Genomic DNA, 23,433 nt, shown 5'->3' with positions numbered 1-23,433 from the left:
GTTGCGCGTCTGGGTCGCCCGGCCCGAGCCGGGGGCCTCCCGGACCGGCGCGGCGCTGGCGGCGCGGGGGCATGCGCCCCTCGTCGCCCCCGTGCTGGCGGTGCGGCCGACCGGCGCGGCGCCGCCCGAGGGACCCTTCGACGGCCTGCTGCTCACCAGCGCCAACGCCGTGCCGGCGCTCCGGGACGCCGCCGCCCTGCGGGGCCTGCCGGTCTTCGCGGTGGGGGCTCGCACCGCCGCCCTGGCGCGCGCGGCCGGGCTCGGGCCGGTGCGCGAGGGGTCGGGCGACGCGGCCGGGCTCGCCGCCCTGGTCGCCGAGAGCCTGCCGCCGGGCGCCCGGCTGCTCCACGCCACCGGGGCGGAGCGCAAGGCCGAGCCCGGTTCGAGCCTGGCGGCGGCCGGATTCGCGGTCGCCATCCTCGTCGCCTACGCGGCGGAGCCCGTGCCCGCCCTGCCCGATGCCGTGAACGCCGCGCTGGCCGCCGGGGCGCTCGATGCCGCGCTGCATTATTCCCGCCGCAGCGCGGCCGTCGCCCTGGCGCTCGCAGACCAATCGGGACACGGCGGAGCTTTCCGCCGCCTGAGGCATTACTGCCTGTCGGCTGATGTCGCGTTTCCCCTGGAAGCAGCCGGCGTCGCGGTCCATTTCGTCGCGGGACGACCGCGGGAAACGGACCTGCTCGATGCCCTTGCGCCTCGCCTCGGTGACGGCGCGCGGTGACAGAGCGACAGAGCCGCCGTATCTCGCCCTCGCGCCCGGTGCCGCGGCGGTGCTACGGGGGCGCGGCGACGCCGAAGAGTTGGAGGACTTGCCCGTGACGCCACCACCCAGCGACGCCGACAAGCCCGGAACCGGCGGTCCGAAGCCGGACGAGGTCAAGTCCGGCGATGCCAAGTCCGGCGATGCCAAGCCCGGCGATGCCAGGCCCGGCGACGTGAAGCCCGGGGCGAAGTCGCCGGCGCCCGCAGTCGGCGGCGCCAAGCCCGCGCAGGCCGCCGCGAATCAGGCGCCGAGTGCCACGCCGCCCAAGCCGGCGACCGAGCCGGTCACGACCGCCAAGCCGGGCGGCCTCGGCGCGACCGAGGGCAGGCCCGAAGCCGGCAAACCGACCACGCCGGTGGGCGCCGCGGATCTCGCGAAGTCCGGCCCGGGGCCGTCCGGCCGTCCGGGTGACGGCAAGGCCCCGGCGTCGCAACCCGGCGCCACCGGCGCAACCGGTCCCGCGACGGCGGGTGCGAAGGTCGAGCCCGGCAAAGCGGATCCCGGCAAGCCGGAGGCGGCCAAACCGGATCCCGGCAAGCCCGGTCAGCCCGGCCCGGGTGCGCAGGCGGGCGGCACGCCCCGACCCGGCGCCACCGCGGCCGGCGCCGCGTCCGCCGCGGTGACGGCCGGCCCGATCCTCGATCTCAAGGCCAAGCGCATCCCCGATCCGCCGCCGCCCGGCAAGGAGACGCCGAAGGACGCAGCGAAGGACACGCCGAAGGATGCCGGCAAGGAGCCCCCGAAGGGACCGGTCCCGGGCGGGAAGGCCGTGACGGTCCCGAGCCCGCAGCCGGGGCGCGCCCGGGCCGGGTTCGGCTCGCTGGCGGCGGCCGGCCTGCTCGGCGGCCTGATCGGCGCGGGCGCGCTGTTTGGCGCCGAGCGCGCCGGAATCGGCGGCATGCTGCGCCCGAACGCCGCCGATCCGTCCCTGTCCGGCCAGGTCGCTTCGCTAGACAAGCGCGTGGACGGGCTCGCCCCCCGCGACGCCCTCACCGAGCTCGACAAGCGCGTCGCCGCCGCCGAGACCGCGGCCCGGCAGGCGCTGGAGAAGACCCCGGCGCCCGGCGGCACCCCCACGGAGGGTCAGGCCCCCGGGGCGGCCCCGGCCGTGCCGGCCGATCTCGCGGCGCGGCTCGACAGCCTCGATCAGCGGGTCGCCGCACTCCAGGAGGAGCCCGGCCGTGAGCCCGGTCGCGACCAGCAGGGCGATTCGAAGCTCGGCGCGGTCCAGGCCATCGATCCGAAGCAGGTGGCCGATCTCGATGCGCGGGTGAAGGCGCTCGAATCGGATCAGTCCGCCAAGGGCGAGGTCGCCGAGGCGTCGAAGAAGATCGCCGCCCTGCAGGGTCAGGTCGAGCAGCGGACCAAGGCCAATGCCGAGGCTGACGCCGCCCTCGGGCAGCGCCTCGATTCGCTGCAGCAGGCCCTCGATTCCCGCGTGAAGGCCGCCACCGAGGCGGTCCAGGCGGCGACGCAGGCGAGCCGCACCGCCGCCGAGGCCGGCCAGGCTCAGGCGGCCGAGGCCGCGAAGGCGGTCGATCGCCGCCTGCAGGAGCAGGCCGACAGGATCGCAGCCCTCGACAAGGGCCTGGCCCAGCGCGCCGAGGTCGCCACCGTCCAGGCGGCCCTGCGGGTCGTGGTGGCCGACCGGGTGGCGTCGGCGCTCGCCGCCGGTATGCCCTACGCGGAGCCGCTCGCGACCCTGCGCAAGCTCGATCCCGGCGCCGAATCCCAGGCGGCGGCGCTCGCGCCCTTCGCCGAATCCGGCGCGCCCACGACGGCGCAGCTCGCCAACGACTTCCGGCCTATCGCCGAGCAGATCGCGGCCAAGCGCCGGCAGCAGCGGGCCAAGAGCGCGGCCGAGGCCGGCGATTTCCGCACCAAGCTCCTGAGCATGGCCGACGGCCTCGTGCAGGTCCGCAAGGTCGATACGCCGTCCGCGACGCCGGAGGCGTCCGACGAGCCTGAGGCCAAGGTCCAGGCGGCCCTCGACCGCGGCGACCTCCCGGCGGCCTCCGCGGCCTTCGCCGCGCTGCCGGCCGAGGCGCGGGACCAGGCGGGGGATTTCGCCGCCAAGCTGAAAGCCCGGGCCGCCGCCGAGGAGGCCGTGCGGACGCTGCTCGCCGGCGCCTTCAAGGCCCTGCCGACGGATCCGGCTCCCGGTGCCGCTCCGGCGGCGTCATCCGGCCGCTAGGCGTGACGGCGCCGACCCGCGCGCTGCGCGGCTGCATCAAATCCGGGCGGGCCCCCAGCGGCCCCGCCCCTTCCGGACCCAGCGGCGGCCGCCCGGCGGCCATCGACAGGAGACACTGACCCCATGTGGCGCGCCCTCGCCTTCCTGGCCCTGCTCGCACTCGCCGCCTTCGGGGCGGTCTGGATCGCCGACCGGCCCGGCACCGTCACCATCGTCTGGAACGGCTACCAGATCGGCACCAGCCTCGCGGTCGCCCTGGTGGGCGTCATCGCGGCCGCGATCGTCCTCGGCCTGCTCTGGGCGATCGTGCGCGGCGTGATCGGCCTGCCGGAGGCGCTGGTCCGCGGCTCGGCCGAGCGCCGCCGCGCCAAGGGCCTGTCCGCCCTCTCGCGCGGGATGGTGGCGGTGGGCTCGGGCGATCCGCTCGCCGCCCGCCGCTATGCCGGGGATGCCGAGCGGCTGCTCGGGCCCGAGCCGCTGACCCTGCTGCTCAAGGCGCAGGCGGCCCAGATCTCGGGCGACCGCGACGCCGCCGAGAGCGCCTTCCAGCGCATGGTCGACGACCCCGAGACCCGGGTCCTCGGCCTGCGCGGCCTGTTCGTGGAGGCCCGCCGCCGCGAGGACGAGACCGCCGCCCGCGCCTACGCGGTGGAGGCCGCCCGCCTCGCCCCGAGCGTCACCTGGGCCAACGAGGCGATGCTCGAGGCGCAATCCGCCGACGGCGACTGGGCCTCGGCCCTGGAGACCATCGAGCGCCGCTCGTCGCTCGGACTGATCGACAAGCCGACCGCCCGGCGCCAGCGCGCCGTGCTGCTGACGGCGATCGCCGGCGAGCGCGAGGCCGGCGCGCCCGAGCTCGCCGCGGAACGTGCGCTGCAGGCGGTCAAGCTCGCCCCCGACCTGGTCCCGGCGGCCCGCATCGCCGGCCGGCTCCTGTCCCGCCGGGGCGACCTGCGCAAGGCCGCCAAGGTCGTCGAGACGGCCTGGAAGGCCAATCCGCATCCCGACCTCGCCAAGGTCTATCTCGGCCTGCGCCCCGGCGATTCGGTCCGCGACCGCCTGGCCCGGGCCGAGACCCTGGCCAAGCTGTCCTCCTGGGATCCGGAATCCCGTCTCGCCGTGGCGCAGGCGGCGCTCGATGCCCGCGATTACGGCCGGGCCCGGGAGGCCTTGAAGCCGCTGCTCGCCGACCGCCCGACCGTGCGCTCCAGCCTGATGATGGCGGCGATCGAGGAGGCCGAGCACGGTGCCGCGTCGGGACAGGCCCGCGAATGGCTGGCCCGGGCGGCCCGGGCGCCGCGCGACCCGGTCTGGATCGCCGACGGGATCGCCTCCGACACCTGGGCGCCGGTCTCGCCGGTCACCGGCCGGCTCGACGCCTTCGTGTGGCGCGAGCCCCCGAACACGCTGGCGGCCGCCGCCCCCGCGATGGAGCCGGAGGAACCCGAGGAGACGCAGCCCGTTCTCGTCCCGGCACATCCGGCCCCGACGCCGGCCGCCCCGCTTCCGACCATCATGCCCGCGAGCAAGACCGCCCCTGCCCCGGCGGCGGATCCGGTCTCGGCCGGGATGGCGGCCGCCGCGGTCCCGGCCGCCGGCGAACATCCGGTCCGGAGGGCCGGATAGTGCGGCGGCGGGCCTGACGTTAGTCGGTTAACAAAAGAGCTCGGGTGGAATTATCAGTTTTGTGCTGAACTTCTCCTTGGCTCGCGCGGTTACGTTGACGGCTGTTGCTGATACAGCGTATTTTCTTGCTGCTTCAGGCAACCGCCGATCGAGGGCCCGACCATCCGTTCGCCGCTTCACCTTCCAGTCCCGCTGCCGACCCGGCGGGGCTCCATACGGGTTTCGTCCCGCCCGGTGCGGCCGTGACGGCCGCCGTCGAGGACGAGGCCGAGCCGCGCCGCCAGGTCGGCGTCCTGCCGTTCCAGCTGGGGAGCGACGGTGAGAACCGTATCCTGCTGGTGACCTCGCGGGAGAGCCGGCGCTGGGTGATCCCGAAGGGCTGGCCGATGAAGGGCCGCAAGCCGTTCGAGGCGGCGGCCCGCGAAGCCTACGAGGAGGCCGGCCTGCGCGGCGACGTCGGCAAGCGGCCGCTCGGCTATTATTTCTACCAGAAGCGCCTGAAGAACCTGGATGCCGTCCTGTGCCAGGTGAAGGTCTTCCCGCTCGAGGTGCGCAAGCAGCTCAAGAACTTCCCCGAGGTCCACCAGCGCGAGCTGCGCTGGTTCACCCCGGCGGAGGCGGCCGAGGCCGTGTCCGAGCCGGGCCTCGCGGCGATCATTCGCGCCGCCTGCCGCCAAGTTAAACCGACGGACGCGTAATCGACCGTTGCCAACGCCCCGTCGATCCTTTATGGCCCCTCTCAGCCGGACGGACACGCCCCCCAGCGGGGTCGCCACGGCGCTTGCTGCGGTAGCTCAGTGGTAGAGCACTTCATTGGTAATGAAGAGGTCGACAGTTCAATCCTGTCTCGCAGCACCAGACATCTCTCGAACATCCCCAGGTCAGCGTAGTTGGTTCACGGTTCTCGCGAACCCTTGCGCTGCGCGTTGAACCCGCGCCGCGGATCGTACGAGAACCGGCCGTGATCCGGTCAGGCCTTCGTGCCGCGCAGGATTGCGGACCGATGCATCCGCGTGAGGGATGATGCGGACGTGAACACGACGGCCCTTTTCACCATGGTGGGCATCGTCCTCGGCTGGACCGTCCTGGCCGGGGCCGCGCTGTTGTCCGGCCGGTTCGCCACCTTCGCGTTCCTGGTCCTGACGGTGGTGGCGCTCTTCCTCTACGTTCCCTGGGTCAGGCTGCGCGCCAGCGGGATCGAGGGCTCCAGCCGGCCGGTCCGGTTCTGGACGAATGTCGCGATGCTTGGGGTCAGCCTCGCGGCCTGCCTGGCCCTGGTCGTGATGCTGGCCCGGCGGATCGGCTTTCTGTAGCCGGTTCCACCGGGCCTTCGCCGGGCCTGGACGCCGGAGTCGTCCTCAGTGCTTCATCAGGCTGTCGACGGTCTCGTTCTGCCCGACCGTGTCGGAGAACCGGGCGAGGCGGCTGAGGCTCGGCTCGTTGAGGCCGCCGGAGCTGGCGAAGGTCGCCAGCGCGATGCCGACCAGGAAGCTGGCTTCCTCCGCGGTGACGGCGCGGCCGCTCAGCGTGCTGGCCGCACCGCGCACCGCGAGCACGGCTTGCTGGAATGCGGGGTCGCTCTGCAGCTCCGCCAATCGGGTCATGTGGGCCTTCTCCTGGATCAAGGGTGAATGCGGAAGCCGCACCGGGGTTTCGGGCGTGTCCGGGCGGGGACTTGCCGGGCGCCGCCGCAGGTCCGGCCCGTGTCCGGGCGGATGACCGCGGCGACCCCTTGGGTCGAAACCGGGGTATCGTCGTTCATAAGCGCGAGGCTAGGCGGCTTTCACATCCTGGATCAAGTTTCCCCCGCGCACGCCCGATACGCCGTGCCGGCCCGGGTCGAGCCCGGTGCGCAGGGAGGCACGGCTCGCAAACCGCGGCGTCGCGTCCGCGCGGCGTCCGGTATCACCGCGGGTATCGCGTCGCATCGGCTCGCCCGCAGGGTCACGACCGGTAAACCCTTCGGCGTGAGGATAGCCGGGCTACCAATCAGCCACAGGGTCGTTGTTCCAGCATGTCGTCACGTCTGCTGACTCACGGAACCGTCGTGCTCGGTCTCCTGCTGGTGCCCTGGCTGGCGGAGGCGCGGACGGGCGTCTCCCCCGCGGTGCGCCATTGGCTGTCGGCCCTCGTCACGCGGATCGACGCGGTCGATCGGGCCGACCGGCGCGGGAACACCCGCGGGGCGGCCGGCACGGTGGTGGTGCGCGTCGAGATCGCCGCCGACGGCGCGGTGCGCCAGGCCGAGATCGAGCGCAGCTCGGGCTCGCGCGGCCTCGACCAGCGGGCGCTCCGGGCGGTGCAGGGGGCGAGCCCGTTCAAGGCGCCCCCCGCCGAGCTGCTGGCCGAGACCGGGGTGGCCGACCTCAGCGTTCCGGTGCAGTTCGGGCGCTGAGCCCCGCGCGACCCGAGGGCGCCCGTCCCGGCGCTCGCGGGCCGATGCGGCGGCAGCCTGAAACTTTCCCTGGATTCCTTCCGTTCGCGTCTGCAGCGCAGGTCGCGCACGGGAGGCTGATGGTGAAAGACGCATTCGCGAGACTGCGCCGCGAGTCGGGTGAGAAGCCGCCGCTACCAGTCGTCGTGACGTGGCTGACCGTGTCGATCGGGATCTGGGTGGTGATCTATCTCTATACGGGCCGGGTCGTCTGGACCTGGTGAGCGGGTTCACCGATCCCGGTGGAGGCCGGCGCCGACATAGGCCCCCACGAGGTAGCCGGATTGATGCGCGGCCAGGTAGGCGAGCAGCACCAGGAGCTTCTCGGCGTCGATCGTGGCGGTGAGCGCCCAGAGCGGCAGGCAGACGAGGGCGATGAGCATCGAGCTCGCCACCACCATCTGGGCCCGGTAGCGCCAGCCTTCCAGCACACCGACCACGAATAGGAGGGCCGCGATAAGCAACAACTGGACCCTGATTGAGGAATAGTAAAATTTACACCACAATCCTATACAATTTGCTATATCGGCGAGCTAAAATTTAGCGTTACCGGTGCAACAATCCTGCTCGCGCGCCGGCCGGTCACGGCAGCACGAAGCCCGCGACGCCGTAGACCAGGGCCGCCACCAGGGCCGCGGCCGGCATCGTGACCACCCAGGCGACCACGATCCCCTGGGCGACGTTCCAGCGCACCGCCGAGACGCGCTTGGCCGCGCCGACGCCGATGATCGCCCCGGTGATCGTATGGGTGGTCGAGACCGGGATCCCGAACGCGGTGGCGGCGAACAGGGTCACGGCCCCGCCGGTCTCGGCGCAGAAGCCCTGCATCGGCGACAGCCGGGTGATCTTCGAGCCCATCGTGTGGACGATGCGCCAGCCGCCGAGCAGCGTGCCGAGCGCCATGGCGGTCTGGCAGGACAGCACCACCCAGAGCGGGACGTGGAACGCGCCGCCCGCCTCCCCGTGGGCGTAGAGCAGCACCGCGATGATCCCCATGGTCTTCTGCGCGTCGTTGCCGCCATGGCCGAGCGAGTAGAGCGAGGCCGAGACGAACTGCATCCCCCGGAACAGCCGGTCCACCGCGTGGGGCGTCGCGCGCACGAAGATCCACGACACCGCCAGCATCAGCAGCAGCCCGAGGCCGAAGCCCAGGGCCGGGGAAAGCACGATCGCGGCGCTGGTGGCGATCACCCCGGGCCAGACGATCGCGGTCAGGCCCGCCTTGGCGATGCCGGCCCCGAGCAGGCCGCCGATCAGGGCGTGCGAGCTCGAGGACGGGATGCCGGCATACCAGGTGATCAGGTTCCAGCTGATCGCACCGCCGAGCGCGCCCAGGATCACCCGGTCGGTCACCATGGTGACGTCGACGATGCCCGATCCCACCGTGCTGGCTACATGCAAACCGAAGATCAGGAACGCCACGAAGTTGAAGAACGCCGCCCAGATGACGGCGTAGCGGGGTGCGAGCACCCGGGTCGACACGATGGTGGCGATCGAATTGGCCGCGTCGTGCAGCCCGTTCAGGAAATCGAAGACCAGGGCGACGGCGATGAGGAGGATCAGGAGGGTCACGCGGTCGGCTCAGACATGCTCGACCACGATGCTGCTGATCTGGTTCGCGACATCCTCGAACCGATCCATCACCTTCTCCAGATGGTCGTAGAGCTCGGAGCCGACCACGAAGGCCATGGGATCCTGCCGGGAGGCCTTGAACAGCGCCTTCAGCCCGGCATTGTGCAGGTCGTCGGCCCGGCCTTCGAGCTGGATCACCCGCTCGGTCAGGGTGTTCAGGATCGTGGCGTTCTCGCCCAGGGCCCGCAGCTTCGGCAGCGCCTCGGCGGTGGCGGCGGCGGCCTCCTGGATCACCGCGCCCATCTCGCGCATCGACGGCTCGAAGGCGGTGACCTCGAACAGCTGCACCGTCTTGGCGGTCTTGAGCATCTGGTCGATGGCGTCGTCCAGGGAGCCGACCAGGGCCTGGATGTCGCTCCGGTCGAACGGGGTGATGAAGGTCCGGCGCACCGCCAGCAGGGCCTCGCGGGTGATCGCGTCGGCCGCATCCTCGTGATCGGCGATCGCCTGGCAGGCCACCGGCACGTCCTGGGTGCCGTCGAGCAGGGCCCGGAGGGCGTCCGCGCCGGCGACCAGGGTGGCGGCATGGCGCTCGAACAGGTCGAAGAACCGGTCTTCCCTCGGCATGAGCGCACGAAACCAGCCCAGCATGTGACGTCCCGGTTCGAGGATCAGTATCCGTGCAAGCTCGGTTGACCCGAGAGGCGTAGCATGGCGATCGGCGGACCGCACCCGTCGGTTGTGTCGGAGGTCTCGGCCGATGCCCCGCCCGCCCACAATGCCCGGCCATCATTGACGAAATCGATTTTGAGTATCGATCCGATCTGTTTGGATCATGACGCAGTGCAGCGTAGATATCGCCTCGACACCGGGCCCCTGACCCGGACAGCGAGAGGTATCCCACCATGACCCTGCGTTCCTTCATCGTCGCCGCCCTGGCCACCCTGCCGATGATCGGCTCCGCCCTCGCGGACGAGGCCATCGCCCTGACCCCGCCGCTCTACCGTGAGCAGGCCCGCGCGATCTCGGCCGCGCGTCCCGCCGCTGAGCTGGCGACCACGCCCCGTCTCGTCCCGGCCGCCCCGGTCGCGACCCGGGTCGTCACCGCGACCGCCCTGCCGACCCGTTGATGCGGGCCGGCCTGCCTCCGCGAGGCCGCATCCCGGAACCCGCCGGGATGCGGCCGACCGGCCGGCACCGACCGCGCCGCGCCCATGCGGCGGTCACTGGACCAGATAGGCCGGATCGAACTGCGCCAGATGCTTCAGGCGCGTGCGGTCGATGATCGTCAGCCGGCCGCCCTTCAGGTGGATGAGCCGTTCGGCGCGCAGGTTCATCAGCACGCGGTTGACGTGCACCGAGGTCAGGCCGAGCGCGTCGGCGAGGTCGTGCTGGGTGATGCGCAATTCATAGCTGTCGTCCGTCGCCTGTCCGACCTCGGCGAGCCGCCAGCGCAATTCGCACAGCAGATGCGCCGTCCGCTCGATCCCGTCCCGGCGGCCGAGGCTGACGATCCACTCGCGGGCGATGGCCTCGTCGCGGCGCAGGCGCCGTTGCAGCACCGCCGCCAGGACCGGATCGTGGGTCGATGCGAAGCGCGAGAGCGGGATCTCGCCGAGCGTGCAGCGGGTCAGCGTGCTCACGGCATAGCTGGAGCGCCCGGCCAGGAGCGCCTCCAGGTCGCAGATGTCCCCCGGCACCAGGATGGCGGTGATCTGGCGTCGGCCATCCTGCAGCATGCGGTAGCGGCAGGTATGGCCGGCCAGCAGCAGATGGGCCACGTCCGGCGTGGCGCCGGGGACGAGAACCTCGTTCTGCTTCGGAACGAGGCGTTCCCGCACCGGAAAGTCGAAATCGGTCGTGAGGCTCTTGGGCGGGGTCGCGTAGGCCGCCATGTCGGCCGGGCGAGCAGTGAGCATCCGTGCGTTCCAGTCCATCTGTCATGCGTCAGCCGAGTATCCATTCGATAAAATTCGGCAGATTTATATATACAAATCGGCTCGATGGAATTGGACCAGATTTCGATCCTAATATATATCGTTGGTCCGAAAGCGTACATTCGATCCCGCCCTATCTATTTGTGTGGAATAGTACTATAATATCGTCATTGTTCGCCGAAGTTTTCGGGCGCGAACGACTGAGAGACCGCGTGCTCTTGCCCTGATTGGGAGACGCACCGTGATTCAGCTTCGGCAATCCGACATTCGCAACCGCCTGCTCGGCGCTCTCGCCCCGGAGGACTTCGCGGGTCTGGCCTGGGCCCTGGAACGCGTTCCGCTCCACCTCCAGGATACGCTGATCGGCGTCGATCAACCGCTGTCGCATGCCTATTTCGTCGAGACCGGCCTGGTCTCGCTCGTGGCGACCACCGAGGGCGGCCGGATCGAGATCGGCCTCGTCGGCGCCGAGGGTCTGGCCGGCGTGCCCCTCGTCCTCGGGACCGATCGCGGCCCCTTCCTGGGGATCGTGCAGGGTGGCGGCGAGGCGTTGCGCATCCGCGCGGCCGACTTGCGCGAGGCGTTGCAGGCGAGCCCGGGCCTGCGGGGCGTTCTGGGCCGCTACGTCCTGAGCCTGATGATCCAGACGGGCTACACGGTCTACGCAAGCGCCACGTTGAACGTCGAGGCGCGGCTCGCCCGCTGGATCCTGATGACCCATGATCGGCTCGACAGTGAAGAGATGCCGCTCACGCAGGATTTCATGGCGATGATGCTGGGCGTGCGCCGCACCGGCGTGACGGCGGCCCTCTATGTCCTGACCGGCGCCGGCATGGTCCGGGCGAGCGACGGGCGCATCACCGTGCTCGACCGCGACAGGCTCAGGGAACTGGCCGGCGACACCTACGGGCCCGCCGAGGCACAGTATGAGCGCCTGCTCGCCGAAGCCTGAGCGGATGGCGCGGCAGCGCCCTGCGGCGGCGCGCCGAGGCTTGCCGACCGCCCGTGATCGGCGGGCAGCCGGAGGGCTGCGCGCCCAAAATTGAGGCGCCAGCCGGGGGCTGCGGACGCTTTCCCCGCCCCGCGCGAGGGTCGCCGCGCCGCGCCGAAGCCGGTCTCGGCGACCCCAGCCCGTGCCGGTTGTCCGCCCGCCTAACCCACGACCGGCACACGCTTTCACAGCGAAGCCCCGGCTCCGCCGCAGCCGCTCTCAGCCTCGGACGCGCCCGAGGCCGCCGAAGGTCTAGGCAAATAAACACAGGCGCGGCTGGGGCATGCCCGCCACTGTCAATCCCCAATAGGGTATCGTTTGGCGCTAATCTGCATAGATCGAAATCGTCTGCTTGAAATCTGCCGAAACACCAATCTTGACAGCCAAGCAACCACGTAAGTATTGTTTCCACAGCGTTAAAAATAGGAAAATACAGCTGGGCAGGTCGGTCGCTCGCGGCGTCCTGTAATCACGTAGGCAAGCTTTCTTGTGCTGCGATCGCAGAATCGCGCCTTGTCGAAAGTCTGGGGGAATAGTCATGGTCGATCTGACCGGTTACAAGCTGACCTTCGACGAAGAATTCAACACGCGCAGTATCTCGCAGACCGGCGCCGGCACGACCTGGGCCGATATTCGCGCGCAGGATCGCGGCGACGCCAACGCCGATGTCGGATTCGGCCATTCCTCTTTCGTGGACAAAGGCTCCGGCTACGACCCCTTCCAGGTCCAGAACGGTGCCCTGTCGATCACGGCGGTGCCGGACAGGACGACGTCGGGCGTGCCCGGCAGCTGGGAATCCGGCCTGCTGACCACCCAGGGCAATTTCTCCCAGACCTACGGGTATTTCGAGGTCCGGGCCGACTTCTCCGAGCAGGTCGGCGCCTGGGACGCGTTCTGGCTGCTGCCGAACCAGCAGAAGCCCGACCCGCACAATGCCGGGCAGCATCAGGAACTCGACGTCGTCGAGCGCTACGGCGACGGGCCCAGCACCGTCTACAGCACGATCCACACCACGGACCAGACGCCGAACATCCCCTGGCAGCAGAACCGCCAGGTCACCAGCGTGATGCCGAACCAGAACGGCTATCACACCTACGGCATGGACTGGCAGGCCGACCGGATCAGCTTCTACGTCGACGGCCAGATGACCGGCTCGCAGGCCACCCCGTCGGACCTGCACAGCCCGATGTACATGCTGGTCGACCTGGCCACGCAGGGCGGCGGCAGCAACAATGCCGACATCGCCCGCACGGCGATCACCTCGAAGATCGACTACGTCCGCGCCTACTCGAAGGATTTGTCCGCCGTCGCCGTGAGGCAGGACACGGTGTCGAGCCCGGACGGCAAGGATCCGGGCCTGTACGGCGCCACCTCGGCGGCCGCATCGACGCCTGCGACCGCCGCCAATCCGACGCCGAGCGCGACGACGACCGCAGCCCCGTCGAGCAGCGCGACCGGCGCGGCGAGCACGACGCCCTCCCCCGCATCGTCTTCGGGCGTGAGCAGCCCGACCACCGCCTCGGCCCCGACCGCCGGCGCGCCAGCGGCCAAGCCGGCGACCGGCTCGACGACCGGCACCGCATCGGGAACCGGCACCGCGACGGCCAACACCGCCGGATCGACGACGGGATCCGGCAGCACCAAGGACGCGACCCCGAGTTCCCCCGTCTCGACCGCCCCGGCCAGCGCCGCGCCGAGCGCGACGGGTTCGAGCATCGGCAGCGCAGCGCCTCAGGCCACAGCCTCGTCGACCGGCCCGGCCAAGAGCGAGACCGTCGCGCCGGCTCCGGCCAGCGCCGCCCCGAACCCGGTCAGCGCGACTAGCTCGGCGACCGGCAGCACGCACCCGGTAACCGCCGGCGCCGCGCCGCAGAGCACAACCGTGACGCCCAATGCGGCAGCGGCGCCGAGCCCGGCCGTGAGCGGCGCCGCCGCACCTGCCGCCCAGACGGGCTCGGCCAGCACGGCGAGCCCCGGCACGAATGTGGGGACGCACGCGACCCCCGCCGCCGCGACACCGGCCCCATCCGCAATCCCGGCACCGAGTTCCGCGGGCAGCACGACCCCGACCGCGAGCGCCACCACGCCGACCGCACAGGCCAGCGTCCCCGCCAATCCGGCCGCGCCCGCCAGTGCGACGTCTTCCGCCCCCGGCGCGACGACCCCGGTCGCCTCGCAGCCCGCCAACGGCATGGCCAACACCGCGCCCGCGGGATCGAACACCGCCGGGTCCGCCGGCACGACGGCCTCGGATTCCGCATCGGCGGGGATCTCCCCCGTCACGACCGCGCCCGTCACCGCAGCCCCATCCGCGGCACCCAGCCCGACGAGCCCGTCTTCGACGGCCACGACGCCCGCGAGCGGCCTCGCCACCACCCCGGCCGCGAGCCCCGCGCCGACAAGCCCGGTGCAGCCGACCACCATCGTCCCGACCAGCCCGACGACAAGTTCGACCAACGTCACGGCCAACACGGCGCAGCCCGCCCTCGCCAGCGCCGCGGGCGCGAGCCGCTCACCGGCACCGAGCCTGCAAGCCCCGAGCAGCGCCTCACCCGCCTCGGTGCCGACCGCCACGAGCCCGACCAACCCGATCAGCGCGCCCGTGCCGACGAGCGCAAGCGGTGCCGGCGCCCAGGTCTCCGCCGGAGCCCCTGCGGCGGCCAAGACCGCCACTTATCAGACGTTCTCCATCTCCGAGAGCCAGCGAAAAGCCGCCCTCTCCATGATGCAGAAGCTCAGCCACGCCGAGCCCCACCAAACGCCATCGACCAACTGGTTCAGCAAGCTTTCCAATATCCTGATGCATCTCTGGTAGGTCGAGGCCGCCTTCGCTCGAACGCTTGGGCAGCGCCGGACCGAGACGCGATCGGGCGCTGCCAAGAGACGGGACAGCCAAAGCTCGGTCGCGCCTCCGGGAGATGCGCGGAGCGCTCGGTGTTTGGTCCCGCTATGTGGTGGCACGATGGACCACGATTTCCGCGAGGGATGCCGGATGGGCGCGCCTGGCACCGCCGATGCCGGGTGGCTGCAAGGGTAGGCGCGGGCCTGCTCGGGAGTGCGGCGCCGTCGGGGTGCCGGTGTAGCGGGGCAGCCGGAGCCGGTCGTAGCGGGCGCGGAGATCGGGGTTCATGCGGCGCAGATTGCCGCCGGTGCCGGGCTCGGGCCGTGATCCAGAGCGAAAGGCGGCGCCAGCACGAGGCGGCGGCCCGGCAGCGCGAGATCGGGGCGGTGGCTCGTGAGCACGACGACGCGGTCGCGCCAGAGCGTCAGGAGGCCTGCGAGGATGCGGGCGGCCTGATCGTCGCCGAGATGCTCGGCGGGCTCATCGAGCAGGATCACCGGGGCCGGGCTCAGGGCGGCGCGGGCGAGGTTGAGGCGCTGCGCCTCGCCGAGTGACAGGCTCCCCTCGCCGATCCAGGCGTCGAGGCCGCCGCCGGAGCGGATGCGGGTGTCGAGTTCGACCGCGGCGAGCGCCGCCCAGAGTTCCGCATCCGCGGCATCGGGCGCGAACAGATTCTCCCGCACGGTGTCGGCCAGGATGGCCGCGTCGTGCAGGCCGAGATGCGCCGCCGCCCGCCGCTCCTGCGCGCAGAGGCGGGCGCCCCCCAGGCGGATTTCGTCCCCGGGCCGGTCCTCGCTCCAGCCCGCGAGGGCCTTCAGCAGGGTGGTCTTGCCGCAGCCGCTGGCGCCGACGAGGATCAGGGCGCGGCCGGGCAAAACCGTGAGGTCCGGCACCGGGCCGAGATCGCGCCCCTCCGGTGTGCGCAGCTGCAGGCCGTGCAGGGTGAGCGGCCCGGCGGCACCGCAGGGAGCGCTCGCCTCTGCGGCCGCGCTCGCCTCGGACGGAAAAGTCCCGCGCGCGAGGCGGGCGCGGACGGCGCCGAGGAGTGACCGGGGCAGCGCGAGCAGCGGCTCGGCGAGCCCGAGCCAGGCGAAGGCCAGGAAGGCCGCGGGCAAGAGGCCGGTGCCGCGGGCGCCCGCGCTCCAGGCAGCGAGCAGCGTGGCCAGGGCCGCGGTTGGGCCGGCCAGGGCCAGCACAGCTTCGAGCCGGGCCAGCGCCCGCCGCCCGGAGGCGCCCGTCCGCTCCGCGGCGCGGATCGGGTCGAGCGCCTCGCGCAGGCTGGCCGCGCGTCGGCCTTCCGCATCGAGGGGGATGGCCCCCGCGAGTGCCGCGCCGAGGTCGACCGACGCGGCCCGGCGTGCGGCCCGCGTCCCGGCCTCGATGGCGGCGAGCCGGCGCGCCGTGCGGCGGGCGAGGAGGGTTGCGGCGAGCGCGAGCCCGGCGAGCGGCAGCAGGGCGAGCGGCGCGAGAAGAATGGTCGCGGCCAGGAGCGCGAGGAGCGCCGCTCCGGTGATCGCGAGCGGGAAGGCGACACGCAGCCGGGCGTAGTCGACGTCCGCAACGTCGTCGATGAAGTCGGCCAGCCGCTCCGGGCGGCCGAGCTGCCAGCCCGCGGCGCGGCTCTCCGGCGCCCGGGCCAGGGCCGCGAACAAGCCCGCTCGGCGGCGGACCTGATCGGCGAGCGCCGCGCGGTGCCCGGTCATGCGCTCGCCGTAGCGCGCACCCGTGCGCAGCAGCGCGAAGAGGCGCACCAGGGCGGCCGGATGGTGAAAGTTGAAGGCGAAGGCCGCCGGCCCCGCGCCGGCGAGCGCCACTGCGGCCAGGAAGGCGATTGCGGTGCCGGCCAGGGCCAGATTTGCGGCGAGCGCCAGGGCCGCGAGGGCGAAGGCGAGGTGCCAGCCCCGGCTCCAGATGCGGTTTCGGGCGCCGGCCGTGCCGGCCGCGGACGACGAGCGGATCATGCGGCCTGTCTTTCGAGCGGGGTGGCGCCAAGGCTCACCCGCCGGTCGGCGAGCGCCGCCAGCGCGGGGTCGTGGGTCGCGACGACGACGAGGCGGTGGCGGGCGGCCGCCCGCAGGGCCTGCCGGACCCGCGCCGCGTTGACGGGATCGAGCTTGGCGGTCGGCTCGTCGCAGAAGGCGAGGCCCGGCCGCAGCAGGAGCCGCGCCACCGCGATCCGCATCCGCTGGCCGCCGGAGAGGTTTTCCGCCCCCGCCCGGACAGGGGCATCGAGGCCGCCCGGCCAGTGCGGGTCGTCGGCGAGGCCGAGCGCGGCGGCCGCCCGTGCCACCGCCTCGGGCGGTGCCACGACGCCGTCGGTCAGCGCGTGATGCAGCGTACCGGCCGGAACGGGATTCTCCAGGGAGACCCAGGTTCTCGGGCCCGCCTCCGGCAGCCGCACCGCACCGGCGCGCGGCGCCTCGACCCCGGCCAATACCCGCAGCAGGGTCGATTTGCCGGCCCCGCTCGGCCCCGTGAGCGCGACGAGGCCCGTCCGCGGCAGGTCGAAATCCGGGACCGGCCCGGTATGGGGCAGGACGAGGCCGCGCACGCCCGGCGCCTCGAGGCGCGGCCCGACGATCACGGCCCCCGCGGTCGCGTCCTGCGGAAACACCCAGGCGAGGGCGTCCGCGGCGGCCTCGCCCTCCGCCTTGGCGTGATAGAGCTCGGCGTAGCGGCGGAACGGTGCGAAATACTCGGGCGCGAGCAGCAGGATCAGCAGGCTCTGCCAGAGCGCGAGCCCGGCAAAGCCCGGGATCTCGGCGAGGCCGAGATGGCCCAGGCCGAGGAAGACCGCCAGGATCGCGATCGTGAGCGACGAGAAGAAGTCGAGCACGCCCGCATTGAGGAAGGCGACCGCCAGCACGCCCATGGTGCCGACGCTATAGGCCCTGAGCCGCCGGTCGAGCTTGCCCGCCTCGTGCGCCAGGCCGTGGGCGGCCAGGATTGTCGGCAGCGCCCGCACGCGGTCGGCGAACTGGGTCGCCAGTCGCCCGAGCGCCGCCTCCTGCGCCGCGGCGCGCTCCCGGATCATCCCGCCGACGAGGGCGAAGAAGACGATCATCACCGGGCTCGCGAGGACAAGGGCGAGCGCAGCCTGCCACGAGACCAAAGCGAGGGTGGCCGCCGTCAGCAGGGGCCCGAGTGCCATCATGCGCCGCGCGGCGGCGTGGCCGACAACGAGGCGGGCGAGTGCCCCCGGATGGCGCTGCAGGCCGGCGATCAGCGCGCCCCTGGGCAGCGCCGTGGTGGTGCGGGCCGGCATCGCCGTCAGCTGCGCCTGCGCGGCATCGATCAGCCCTGCGCCGATCTCCGCCTCCAGCACCGCGCTGCGCCCCTCGATCGCCGCGGCGAGCCATGCGCCCGCGAGCGCGCAGGCCACCGCGAGGCCGAGTGCCGGACCGTCGAGCTCGCCCGTCTCGATCAACGCGCCAGTCAGCCGCGCGAGTGCCACGGCGCCTCCGAGAGCCGCGGCGCTGCGCAGGGCGTGGAGCCCGCGGATGCGCCGCAGGCCGGCGCGCGCCGCCTCGCGGGCGAGGCCGAGGGCGGCGGGCTCGGGACGGGCGCCGGTTCGGCGGAGGCGGATCGTTCGCGGACGGGGCATGCCGCCTTGTGCGCGAGGACGGCCGAGCGCGGCTTTGATCTGGGTCAAGGCGCCCATGCCGCCTCCGGGGCGACAGGCTTTGCAGGACGCCGAGGAATCTTCCATGACCGACCCGCTGCTCGTCGATCTGTCGCGCCTGCAATTCGCGCTGACGGCGATGTACCACTTCCTGTTCGTGCCCTTGACACTGGGGCTCTCGATCCTGGTCGCCATGATGGAGACCGTCTACGTGATGACGCGCCGGAAGGTCTGGCGCGACATGACGAAGTTCTGGGGCCTCCTGTTCGGGATCAACTTCGCGCTCGGCGTCGCCACCGGCCTGACCATGGAGTTCCAGTTCGGGATGAACTGGGCCTATTACTCCCACTACGTCGGCGACGTGTTCGGGGCCCCGCTCGCCATCGAGGGCCTGATGGCCTTCTTCCTGGAGGCGACGTTCGTCGGGCTGTTCTTCTTCGGCTGGGACAAGCTCTCGGCCTTGGCCCACTGCGTCGTCACGTGGCTGATGGCGCTGGGCACGAATTTCTCGGCGCTCTGGATCCTGATCGCCAACGGCTGGATGCAGAACCCGGTGGGCTCGGCCTTCAACCCGGACACGATGCGCATGGAGGTGACCGACTTCGCCGCCGTCCTGCTCAATCCGGTCGCGCAGGCGAAGTTCGTTCACACGGTCTCGGCCGGCTACGTCTGCGGCGCGGTCTTCGTGCTCGGCGTCTCGGCCCTCTACATCCTGCGGGGCCGGCACCTGGAACTGGCCAAGCGCTCCTTCGCCATCGCGGCAGCCTTCGGGCTGGCCTCGGCGCTCAGCGTCGTCGTGCTCGGCGACGAGAGCGGCTACGCCATCACCGACCACCAGAAGATGAAGCTCGCCGCCATGGAGGCGATGTGGCACACGGAGCCCGCGCCCGCCGCCTTCACGGCCGTGGGCATCCCGGATCTGGAGAGCCGCACGACGCGCTACGCCCTCCACATCCCCTACGCGATGGGCCTGATCGGCACCCGCTCACTCACGACCGAGATACCCGGCATCACCGAGCTCGTCGCGCACGCCAAGGACCGCATCCGCAACGGGCTCGTCGCCTACGCGGCCCTGGAGCGGATCAAGGCCGACCGTAACGATGCCCAGGCCCGCGCCGACTTCGCCCGGACGCAAGCCGATCTCGGCTACGCCCAGCTCCTCAAGCCGCTGATCGGCGACCCGCGGACGGCGACCGACGCCGATATCGATCGGGCGGCGTGGTCGACCGTGCCGCATGTGCCGTCGATCTTCTTCACCTTCCGGGCGATGGTGGCCTGCGGCTTTCTCCTGATCGCCCTGTTCGGGGCCGCGCTCTGGCACACGGCGCGGGAGGCCGAGGCGCCCCGCTGGCTCTTCAAGGCGGCGCTGCTGGCTCTGCCGCTGCCCTGGATCGCCATCGAGTTCGGCTGGTTCGTCGCCGAGTTCGGCCGCCAGCCCTGGATCATCGAGGGCGTGCTGCCGACCGCGCTCGCCACCTCCGAACTCGGGATCCCCTCCCTGCTCATCACCATCGCCGGCTTCACCCTCGTCTACGGCGTGCTGGCGGTGATCGAGGTGCGGCTGATGCTCCGGGCCATCGCCAAGGGTCCCGAGACGCTGGCCGAGGATCCGGCGGCGCTCTTCCCCGGCCAGACCGTGAACGGGACCGGCGCACGCCTCGCCGCCGCCGAGTAACCCCCTCCCTCCCCTTCCTTCGGGGGCCGGCCGATCCCGGTCGCGCCTCCCTGCCGAGGAGTTTCCCGCATGCTCGCCCTTCTCTCGGACTATGAAAGCCTACGGCTGATCTGGTGGGTCCTGCTCGGCGTCCTGCTGATCGGCTTTGCCGTCACCGACGGCTTCGATCTCGGCGTGGGCGCGCTCCTGCCCTTCGTCGCCCGCACCGACATCGAGCGGCGGCTGGCGATCCATACCGTCTCGGCGACCTGGGAAGGCAACCAGGTCTGGCTGGTGCTCGGCGGGGGCGCGATCTTCGCCGCGTGGCCGGCGCTCTACGCGCTGAGCTTCTCCGGCTTCTATCTCGCCATGTTCCTCGTGCTGTTCGCGCTGATCCTGCGGCCGGTGGCGTTCAAGTACCGCTCGAAGAACGAGAGCCCGGCCTGGCGCGCGCGCTGGGACGCGGCGCTCTTCGTCGGCGGGGCGGTGCCGGCCCTGATCTTCGGCGTCGCCGTCGGCAACGTGCTCCAGGGCGTCCCCTTCCACTTCACGGACGACCTGCGGCCGATCTACGGCGGCACGCTGCTCGGCCTGCTCAACCCGCTCGCGCTCCTCTGCGGCGGCCTCTCGGTGGCGATGCTGGTGACCCACGGGGCGGCGTGGCTCGCCTTCAAGGCCGAGGGGCCGGTCGCCGAGCGCGCCCGCGCCATCGGAGGGCGGGCGGCGCTCGCCACCGCGGCGCTCTTCGCGCTCGGCGGCCTGCTGGTCTGGGCCGGGGCCTTCGGCGGCTACCGGGTCGTGACCGCGCTGCCCGGCGACGGCCCCTCGAACCCGCTCGCCAAGGAGGTCGTCACGGAAGCCGGCGCATGGCTCGCGAATTTCCGCGCGCATCCGGCCCTCGCCCTCGTCCCGCTCCTCGGCATCCTGGCGCCGCTGCTCGCCATGATGGGCTTCCGCGCCCGGCGGGAGGGCCTGACCCTGCTGGCCTCGAAGCTCGGCATCGCCTGCATCATCGCCACGGTCGGCCTCGCGATGTTTCCCGTCATCCTTCCGTCGAGCACGCATCCGGGCCACGCGCTCACCGTCTTCGACGCCTCCTCCAGCCGGGCGACGTTGCGCAACATGCTGATCGCGACGGTGGTCTTCCTGCCGATCATCCTCGCCTACACGGCCTGGGTCTACCGGGTGCTCTGGGGGAAGGTCTCCGAGCGCGACATCACCGCCCCCGGCTCGGCGGCCTATTGAGCTCGCTCCGCGGCCGGACGGCCGCGGGCTTCCTCCCCGCTCTCGAAGGAGTTCGACAATGTGGTACTTCGCCTGGGTTCTCGGCCTCGGCCTCGCCGCGGCAGCCGGGGTGCTGAACGCCCTCTGGTACGAGTTGCGCTGCGTTCGCGAAGCGCCGCCCGAGATCACTCCGCTGCTCCCGACACCATGATCGAGACGCGGATCGTCGATCAGACACGTTCCCCGCTCAATGTTGCGGGGGACCTGAGGATGGGCAGAGGGCCAGGGTGCGCGGCCGCTTGCGGCAGGCACGTCGGGCCCGACCCATCCTGCAGCCTCGGTCGGTGCCTGTGCGCCTAGCGGGATCATCCCGAACGCGGAGGCTTTCCGCGTTGAGCCCTCAGCCGAGTGTGCGCGCCCTGGCTGGGTGCTGGTGCCCCCGCTCAACGCGACCGTGGTAGAGCTCCGCTTTACGGAGGCACCAAGCGGTCGTGCCCGCCCATCGCAACGGACTCGCCGTCGTCACCGATATGCCGGCCCACGCCGGTAAAGGTTAGAACACAGTGGCAACGCCCTGTCCTGTGGACAAGCGCGTGCAGCAGCGCTGCGTACAATCGGCCTCGCCGCGGGAGCGGATGAGAGCCGAATGCCAACAGTTCAATGACTGAGCGGAGGCTTAGCCGGGGTGCCAGGATTCTCACACAGCGCGGACATAGCCAAAGGCTTAGGGCAAGACCTTGATTTTGCACGCGCTTCAGCTTCGTACGTACAGACGGTTGATACGATCCTGCGCCCAGTGCCAAGGGCGCATTCCGCTGCTCCACGAGACATCGCATTTAGACGAAAATCGAAGGAAGGGACGCCGGCTTTAAGCCTCGGCCATGACCGAGCCGCGGTCGGCAAAGCGCCACGGGTGGACGTTGGCGGCCTGCCCGGAAGCGGACATTCCGCGTCCGACCCATGTCGGTCGTCAATCGACCTGCTCGGCCTGCTTGGAAGCGGACGTAGATGCTCTCGGCTGAAAGGTGATCCGCTTCGTCAGAGAATGCGGCATCGCATGTCACACCCGGGTTGCCTGGCTCGTCATGGCTTCGAACGTCGATCTCCGGCGCTCCGAGCACAAGGACGAGACATGAGCGAGATCAAGCGACTGGTCTGGAACGAGGTGGCCCCGGAGGGTGCCAAAGCGCTCTATGGCATTCACCACTACATCACCACTGGCACCGATCTACCCCATGAGCTGATCCACCTCATCTTCCTGCGGGTGTCGCAGATCAACGGCTGCGCGTACTGCATCGCCCTGCATACCAAGGACCTTCTCAAGACGATGCCGCTTGAGAAGGTCGTCCTGATTCCGGTCTGGGCCGAAGTGCCCCACCTGTTTCCTGAAAAGTACCGCGCCGCTCTCGCCTGGGCGGAGGAAGTCACGCTGGTGAGTGAGACGCACGCCTCCGATGAGGCGTATGCCGCCGCGAGCGCGGTCTTTGCGGCCAAGGATCTCGTCGATCTGACGATCACGATCGCCGCGATGAACGCGTTCAACCGCCTCGGCGCACCCTTCCGCCTCCCGGTCCAGGCGAAGGTTTAGTCGGCTCTGCGCTCCGTCAGGGGCGGCGCCAGCGTCGTCCCGCTTCCGCGGATGTCAATCGATCCCCGGCGGCAGTTCCACGTCTCACGTCGCTGATTTTTCCCGAGGCATGTCACATCGGGCCCAGGCCGCCTCGTCATTTGTTCGACGGACGCCTGAAAGCGGCATGGAGCCGCCCCGTCCGTTCTCGAACAAGGAGACGGGTACCATGAGGATCGTGGTGATTGGCGGGAGCGGCCTCGTCGGCAGGCATCTGACGGCCGAACTGCTGCGACAAGGACATGAGGCCGTTGCGGCTTCGCCGAGCAGCGGGGTGAATGCGCTGACGGGCGAAGGCTTGGCCGGCGTTCTTTCCGGAGCCGACGCCGTTGTGGACGTGTCGAACTCTCCGTCCTTCGAGGACGCGGCGGTGCTCGACTTCTTCGAGCGCTCGGGCCGCAACCTCCTCGCCGCGGAGCGCGAGGCGGGGGTGAAACATCACGTCGCCCTATCCATCGTCGGCACGGACCGCCTTGAGGGGAACGGATACTTCCTCGCGAAGGTGGCGCAGGAGCGATTGATCGCGGCTTCCGGCCTTCCCTACACCATCGTCCGGGCGACGCAGTTCTTCGAGTTCGTCGCGACGATTGCCCAGGCTTCCGTCGCAGGCGACTGCATCGTTGTTCCCGACGTCGACTTCCAGCCGATCGCCGCCGCCGATGTCGCCGCAGCGCTCGCCGATGTCGCTCTTGCTTCCCCGCGCAACGGGACGATCGAGATCGCCGGGCCGGACCGCCTGCCGTTCCGCGACTTCGTCGCCCGCTCGATCGCATCCACCGGCGACCGTCGGGAGGTACTAGCCGACAGGGCGGCGCGCTACTTCGGCGCCGCGCTCGACAAGGGTTCGCTTGTTCCCGAGCATGCGGAAGCGGCGCGGCTCGGGCCGACGCGGTTCGAGAGCTGGCTCGCTGCCGCCTGAACCGCTGCGCTTCTCCGCTTCCACGAAG

General features: G+C 71.4%; 22 protein-coding genes and 1 tRNA gene. 16 read left to right on the top strand and 7 right to left on the bottom strand.

Features of this window, described 5'->3' with window-relative positions:
• The first annotated feature begins 1 nt into the window (after position 1).
• From LGR69_RS11695 to LGR69_RS11670, 6 genes are all read left to right on the top strand, one after another.
• Positions 2-721 (top strand): uroporphyrinogen-III synthase, encoded by a 720-nt coding sequence (locus LGR69_RS11695; RefSeq protein ID WP_230366143.1) that lies wholly within the window; start codon positions 2-4, stop codon positions 719-721.
• Positions 684-2,957, top strand: coding sequence for a translation initiation factor 2 (locus LGR69_RS11690; RefSeq protein WP_230366142.1), 2,274 nt, complete (start codon positions 684-686; stop codon positions 2,955-2,957). The genes LGR69_RS11695 and LGR69_RS11690 overlap by 38 nt, the downstream gene beginning before the upstream one ends.
• Before the next feature lie 123 nt (positions 2,958-3,080).
• Positions 3,081-4,583: a heme biosynthesis protein HemY gene (locus LGR69_RS11685; RefSeq protein WP_230366141.1), complete on the top strand. Its 1,503-nt coding sequence runs from the start codon at positions 3,081-3,083 to the stop codon at positions 4,581-4,583.
• Positions 4,584-4,825: 242 nt separating this feature from the next.
• Complete coding sequence (locus LGR69_RS11680; protein WP_007560780.1) at positions 4,826-5,281, top strand: NUDIX hydrolase; 456 nt, start codon at positions 4,826-4,828, stop codon at positions 5,279-5,281.
• Between the two features lie 85 nt (positions 5,282-5,366).
• Positions 5,367-5,441 (top strand) — tRNA-Thr (locus tag LGR69_RS11675).
• 173 nt (positions 5,442-5,614) lie between these two features.
• Positions 5,615-5,896 (top strand): hypothetical protein, encoded by a 282-nt coding sequence (locus LGR69_RS11670; protein WP_007560782.1) that lies wholly within the window; start codon positions 5,615-5,617, stop codon positions 5,894-5,896.
• A 45-nt stretch (positions 5,897-5,941) separates the two neighbouring features.
• Here LGR69_RS11670 and LGR69_RS11665 read toward each other — a convergent pair whose 3' ends face one another.
• Positions 5,942-6,187 carry a hypothetical protein gene (locus LGR69_RS11665; RefSeq protein ID WP_007560783.1) on the bottom strand — a complete coding sequence of 82 codons (246 nt, stop codon included), beginning with the start codon at positions 6,185-6,187 and terminating at the stop codon, positions 5,942-5,944.
• A gap of 410 nt (positions 6,188-6,597) precedes the next feature.
• Between LGR69_RS11665 and LGR69_RS11660 the strand changes: the two genes are divergently transcribed.
• On the top strand, positions 6,598-6,978 hold the full coding sequence (locus LGR69_RS11660) for an energy transducer TonB family protein (RefSeq protein WP_230366140.1): 381 nt from the start codon (positions 6,598-6,600) through the stop codon (positions 6,976-6,978).
• A gap of 119 nt (positions 6,979-7,097) precedes the next feature.
• Positions 7,098-7,241, top strand: coding sequence for a hypothetical protein (locus tag LGR69_RS11655; protein ID WP_007560787.1), 144 nt, complete (start codon positions 7,098-7,100; stop codon positions 7,239-7,241).
• 6 nt (positions 7,242-7,247) lie between these two features.
• Here the strand turns inward: LGR69_RS11655 and LGR69_RS11650 are convergent, their stop codons facing one another.
• The 3 genes from LGR69_RS11650 to LGR69_RS11640 all read right to left on the bottom strand — a co-directional run bounded on the left by LGR69_RS11650 (position 7,248) and on the right by LGR69_RS11640 (position 9,240).
• On the bottom strand, positions 7,248-7,481 hold the full coding sequence (locus LGR69_RS11650) for a hypothetical protein (RefSeq protein WP_039902477.1): 234 nt from the start codon (positions 7,479-7,481) through the stop codon (positions 7,248-7,250).
• Positions 7,482-7,599: 118 nt separating this feature from the next.
• Entirely contained in the window at positions 7,600-8,589 is a 990-nt protein-coding gene (locus tag LGR69_RS11645) for an inorganic phosphate transporter (RefSeq protein ID WP_230366139.1), read from the bottom strand.
• A gap of 9 nt (positions 8,590-8,598) precedes the next feature.
• The gene (locus LGR69_RS11640) at positions 8,599-9,240 is read right to left on the bottom strand and encodes a DUF47 domain-containing protein (RefSeq protein WP_230366138.1); all 642 of its coding nucleotides are present in this window, start codon (positions 9,238-9,240) and stop codon (positions 8,599-8,601) included.
• Positions 9,241-9,494: 254 nt separating this feature from the next.
• On the opposite strand from LGR69_RS11640, the gene LGR69_RS11635 reads away from it, so the two are divergent.
• Positions 9,495-9,719, top strand: a complete 225-nt coding sequence (locus tag LGR69_RS11635) for a hypothetical protein (RefSeq protein WP_230366137.1) — start codon at positions 9,495-9,497, stop codon at positions 9,717-9,719.
• Positions 9,720-9,812: 93 nt separating this feature from the next.
• On the opposite strand, the gene LGR69_RS11630 is transcribed toward LGR69_RS11635, so the two are convergent.
• Complete coding sequence (locus LGR69_RS11630; RefSeq protein ID WP_230366136.1) at positions 9,813-10,508, bottom strand: Crp/Fnr family transcriptional regulator; 696 nt, start codon at positions 10,506-10,508, stop codon at positions 9,813-9,815.
• 259 nt (positions 10,509-10,767) lie between these two features.
• On the opposite strand from LGR69_RS11630, the gene LGR69_RS11625 reads away from it, so the two are divergent.
• The gene (locus tag LGR69_RS11625) at positions 10,768-11,478 is read left to right on the top strand and encodes a Crp/Fnr family transcriptional regulator (RefSeq protein ID WP_230366135.1); all 711 of its coding nucleotides are present in this window, start codon (positions 10,768-10,770) and stop codon (positions 11,476-11,478) included.
• Positions 11,479-12,055: 577 nt separating this feature from the next.
• On the top strand, positions 12,056-14,332 hold the full coding sequence (locus LGR69_RS11620; RefSeq protein ID WP_230366134.1) for a family 16 glycosylhydrolase: 2,277 nt from the start codon (positions 12,056-12,058) through the stop codon (positions 14,330-14,332).
• Between the two features lie 311 nt (positions 14,333-14,643).
• Here LGR69_RS11620 and LGR69_RS11615 read toward each other — a convergent pair whose 3' ends face one another.
• Positions 14,644-16,320: an ATP-binding cassette domain-containing protein gene (locus tag LGR69_RS11615; protein WP_230366133.1), complete on the bottom strand. Its 1,677-nt coding sequence runs from the start codon at positions 16,318-16,320 to the stop codon at positions 14,644-14,646.
• Positions 16,317-17,963, bottom strand: a complete 1,647-nt coding sequence (locus LGR69_RS11610) for an ATP-binding cassette domain-containing protein (protein WP_230366132.1) — start codon at positions 17,961-17,963, stop codon at positions 16,317-16,319. Before LGR69_RS11610 ends, LGR69_RS11615 begins: the two co-directional genes overlap by 4 nt.
• 103 nt (positions 17,964-18,066) lie before the next feature.
• On the opposite strand from LGR69_RS11610, the gene LGR69_RS11605 reads away from it, so the two are divergent.
• The 5 genes from LGR69_RS11605 (at position 18,067) to LGR69_RS11585 (ending at position 23,405) form a co-directional block, all read left to right on the top strand.
• Positions 18,067-19,656, top strand: coding sequence for a cytochrome ubiquinol oxidase subunit I (locus LGR69_RS11605; protein ID WP_091865270.1), 1,590 nt, complete (start codon positions 18,067-18,069; stop codon positions 19,654-19,656).
• A gap of 69 nt (positions 19,657-19,725) precedes the next feature.
• Positions 19,726-20,880 (top strand): cytochrome d ubiquinol oxidase subunit II, encoded by a 1,155-nt coding sequence (cydB, locus tag LGR69_RS11600; RefSeq protein ID WP_230366131.1) that lies wholly within the window; start codon positions 19,726-19,728, stop codon positions 20,878-20,880.
• A gap of 58 nt (positions 20,881-20,938) precedes the next feature.
• Complete coding sequence (gene cydX, locus LGR69_RS11595) at positions 20,939-21,070, top strand: cytochrome bd-I oxidase subunit CydX (protein ID WP_230366130.1); 132 nt, start codon at positions 20,939-20,941, stop codon at positions 21,068-21,070.
• Positions 21,071-21,991: 921 nt separating this feature from the next.
• Positions 21,992-22,447, top strand: a complete 456-nt coding sequence (locus LGR69_RS11590) for a carboxymuconolactone decarboxylase family protein (RefSeq protein WP_091864824.1) — start codon at positions 21,992-21,994, stop codon at positions 22,445-22,447.
• A 208-nt stretch (positions 22,448-22,655) separates the two neighbouring features.
• Entirely contained in the window at positions 22,656-23,405 is a 750-nt protein-coding gene (locus LGR69_RS11585; RefSeq protein WP_230366129.1) for an SDR family oxidoreductase, read from the top strand.
• The last annotated feature ends 28 nt before the right edge of the window (positions 23,406-23,433 follow it).

This window comes from Methylobacterium brachiatum (genome assembly GCF_020523825.1).
GTDB classification, from domain to species: domain Bacteria; phylum Pseudomonadota; class Alphaproteobacteria; order Rhizobiales; family Beijerinckiaceae; genus Methylobacterium; species Methylobacterium brachiatum.
The sequence above is the reverse complement of the archived record's forward strand: the minus strand, read 5'-3'. Positions and strand labels throughout refer to the sequence as shown.

Bases quoted from the DNA above. Each gene is read 5' to 3' on its own strand.
- LGR69_RS11690 (WP_230366142.1), top strand. From the start codon at position 684: ATGCCCTTGCGCCTCGCCTCGGTGACGGCGCGCGGTGACAGAGCGACA.
- LGR69_RS11685 (WP_230366141.1), top strand. From the start codon at position 3,081: ATGTGGCGCGCCCTCGCCTTCCTGGCCCTGCTCGCACTCGCCGCCTTC.
- LGR69_RS11665 (WP_007560783.1), bottom strand. From the start codon at position 6,187: ATGACCCGATTGGCGGAGCTGCAGAGCGACCCCGCATTCCAGCAAGCC.
- LGR69_RS11660 (WP_230366140.1), top strand. From the start codon at position 6,598: ATGTCGTCACGTCTGCTGACTCACGGAACCGTCGTGCTCGGTCTCCTG.
- LGR69_RS11655 (WP_007560787.1), top strand. From the start codon at position 7,098: ATGGTGAAAGACGCATTCGCGAGACTGCGCCGCGAGTCGGGTGAGAAG.
- LGR69_RS11640 (WP_230366138.1), bottom strand. From the start codon at position 9,240: ATGCTGGGCTGGTTTCGTGCGCTCATGCCGAGGGAAGACCGGTTCTTC.
- LGR69_RS11635 (WP_230366137.1), top strand. From the start codon at position 9,495: ATGACCCTGCGTTCCTTCATCGTCGCCGCCCTGGCCACCCTGCCGATG.
- LGR69_RS11630 (WP_230366136.1), bottom strand. From the start codon at position 10,508: ATGCTCACTGCTCGCCCGGCCGACATGGCGGCCTACGCGACCCCGCCC.
- LGR69_RS11620 (WP_230366134.1), top strand. From the start codon at position 12,056: ATGGTCGATCTGACCGGTTACAAGCTGACCTTCGACGAAGAATTCAAC.
- LGR69_RS11615 (WP_230366133.1), bottom strand. From the start codon at position 16,320: ATGATCCGCTCGTCGTCCGCGGCCGGCACGGCCGGCGCCCGAAACCGC.
- LGR69_RS11610 (WP_230366132.1), bottom strand. From the start codon at position 17,963: ATGCCCCGTCCGCGAACGATCCGCCTCCGCCGAACCGGCGCCCGTCCC.
- LGR69_RS11605 (WP_091865270.1), top strand. From the start codon at position 18,067: ATGACCGACCCGCTGCTCGTCGATCTGTCGCGCCTGCAATTCGCGCTG.
- cydB (WP_230366131.1), top strand. From the start codon at position 19,726: ATGCTCGCCCTTCTCTCGGACTATGAAAGCCTACGGCTGATCTGGTGG.
- cydX (WP_230366130.1), top strand. From the start codon at position 20,939: ATGTGGTACTTCGCCTGGGTTCTCGGCCTCGGCCTCGCCGCGGCAGCC.
- LGR69_RS11590 (WP_091864824.1), top strand. From the start codon at position 21,992: ATGAGCGAGATCAAGCGACTGGTCTGGAACGAGGTGGCCCCGGAGGGT.
- LGR69_RS11585 (WP_230366129.1), top strand. From the start codon at position 22,656: ATGAGGATCGTGGTGATTGGCGGGAGCGGCCTCGTCGGCAGGCATCTG.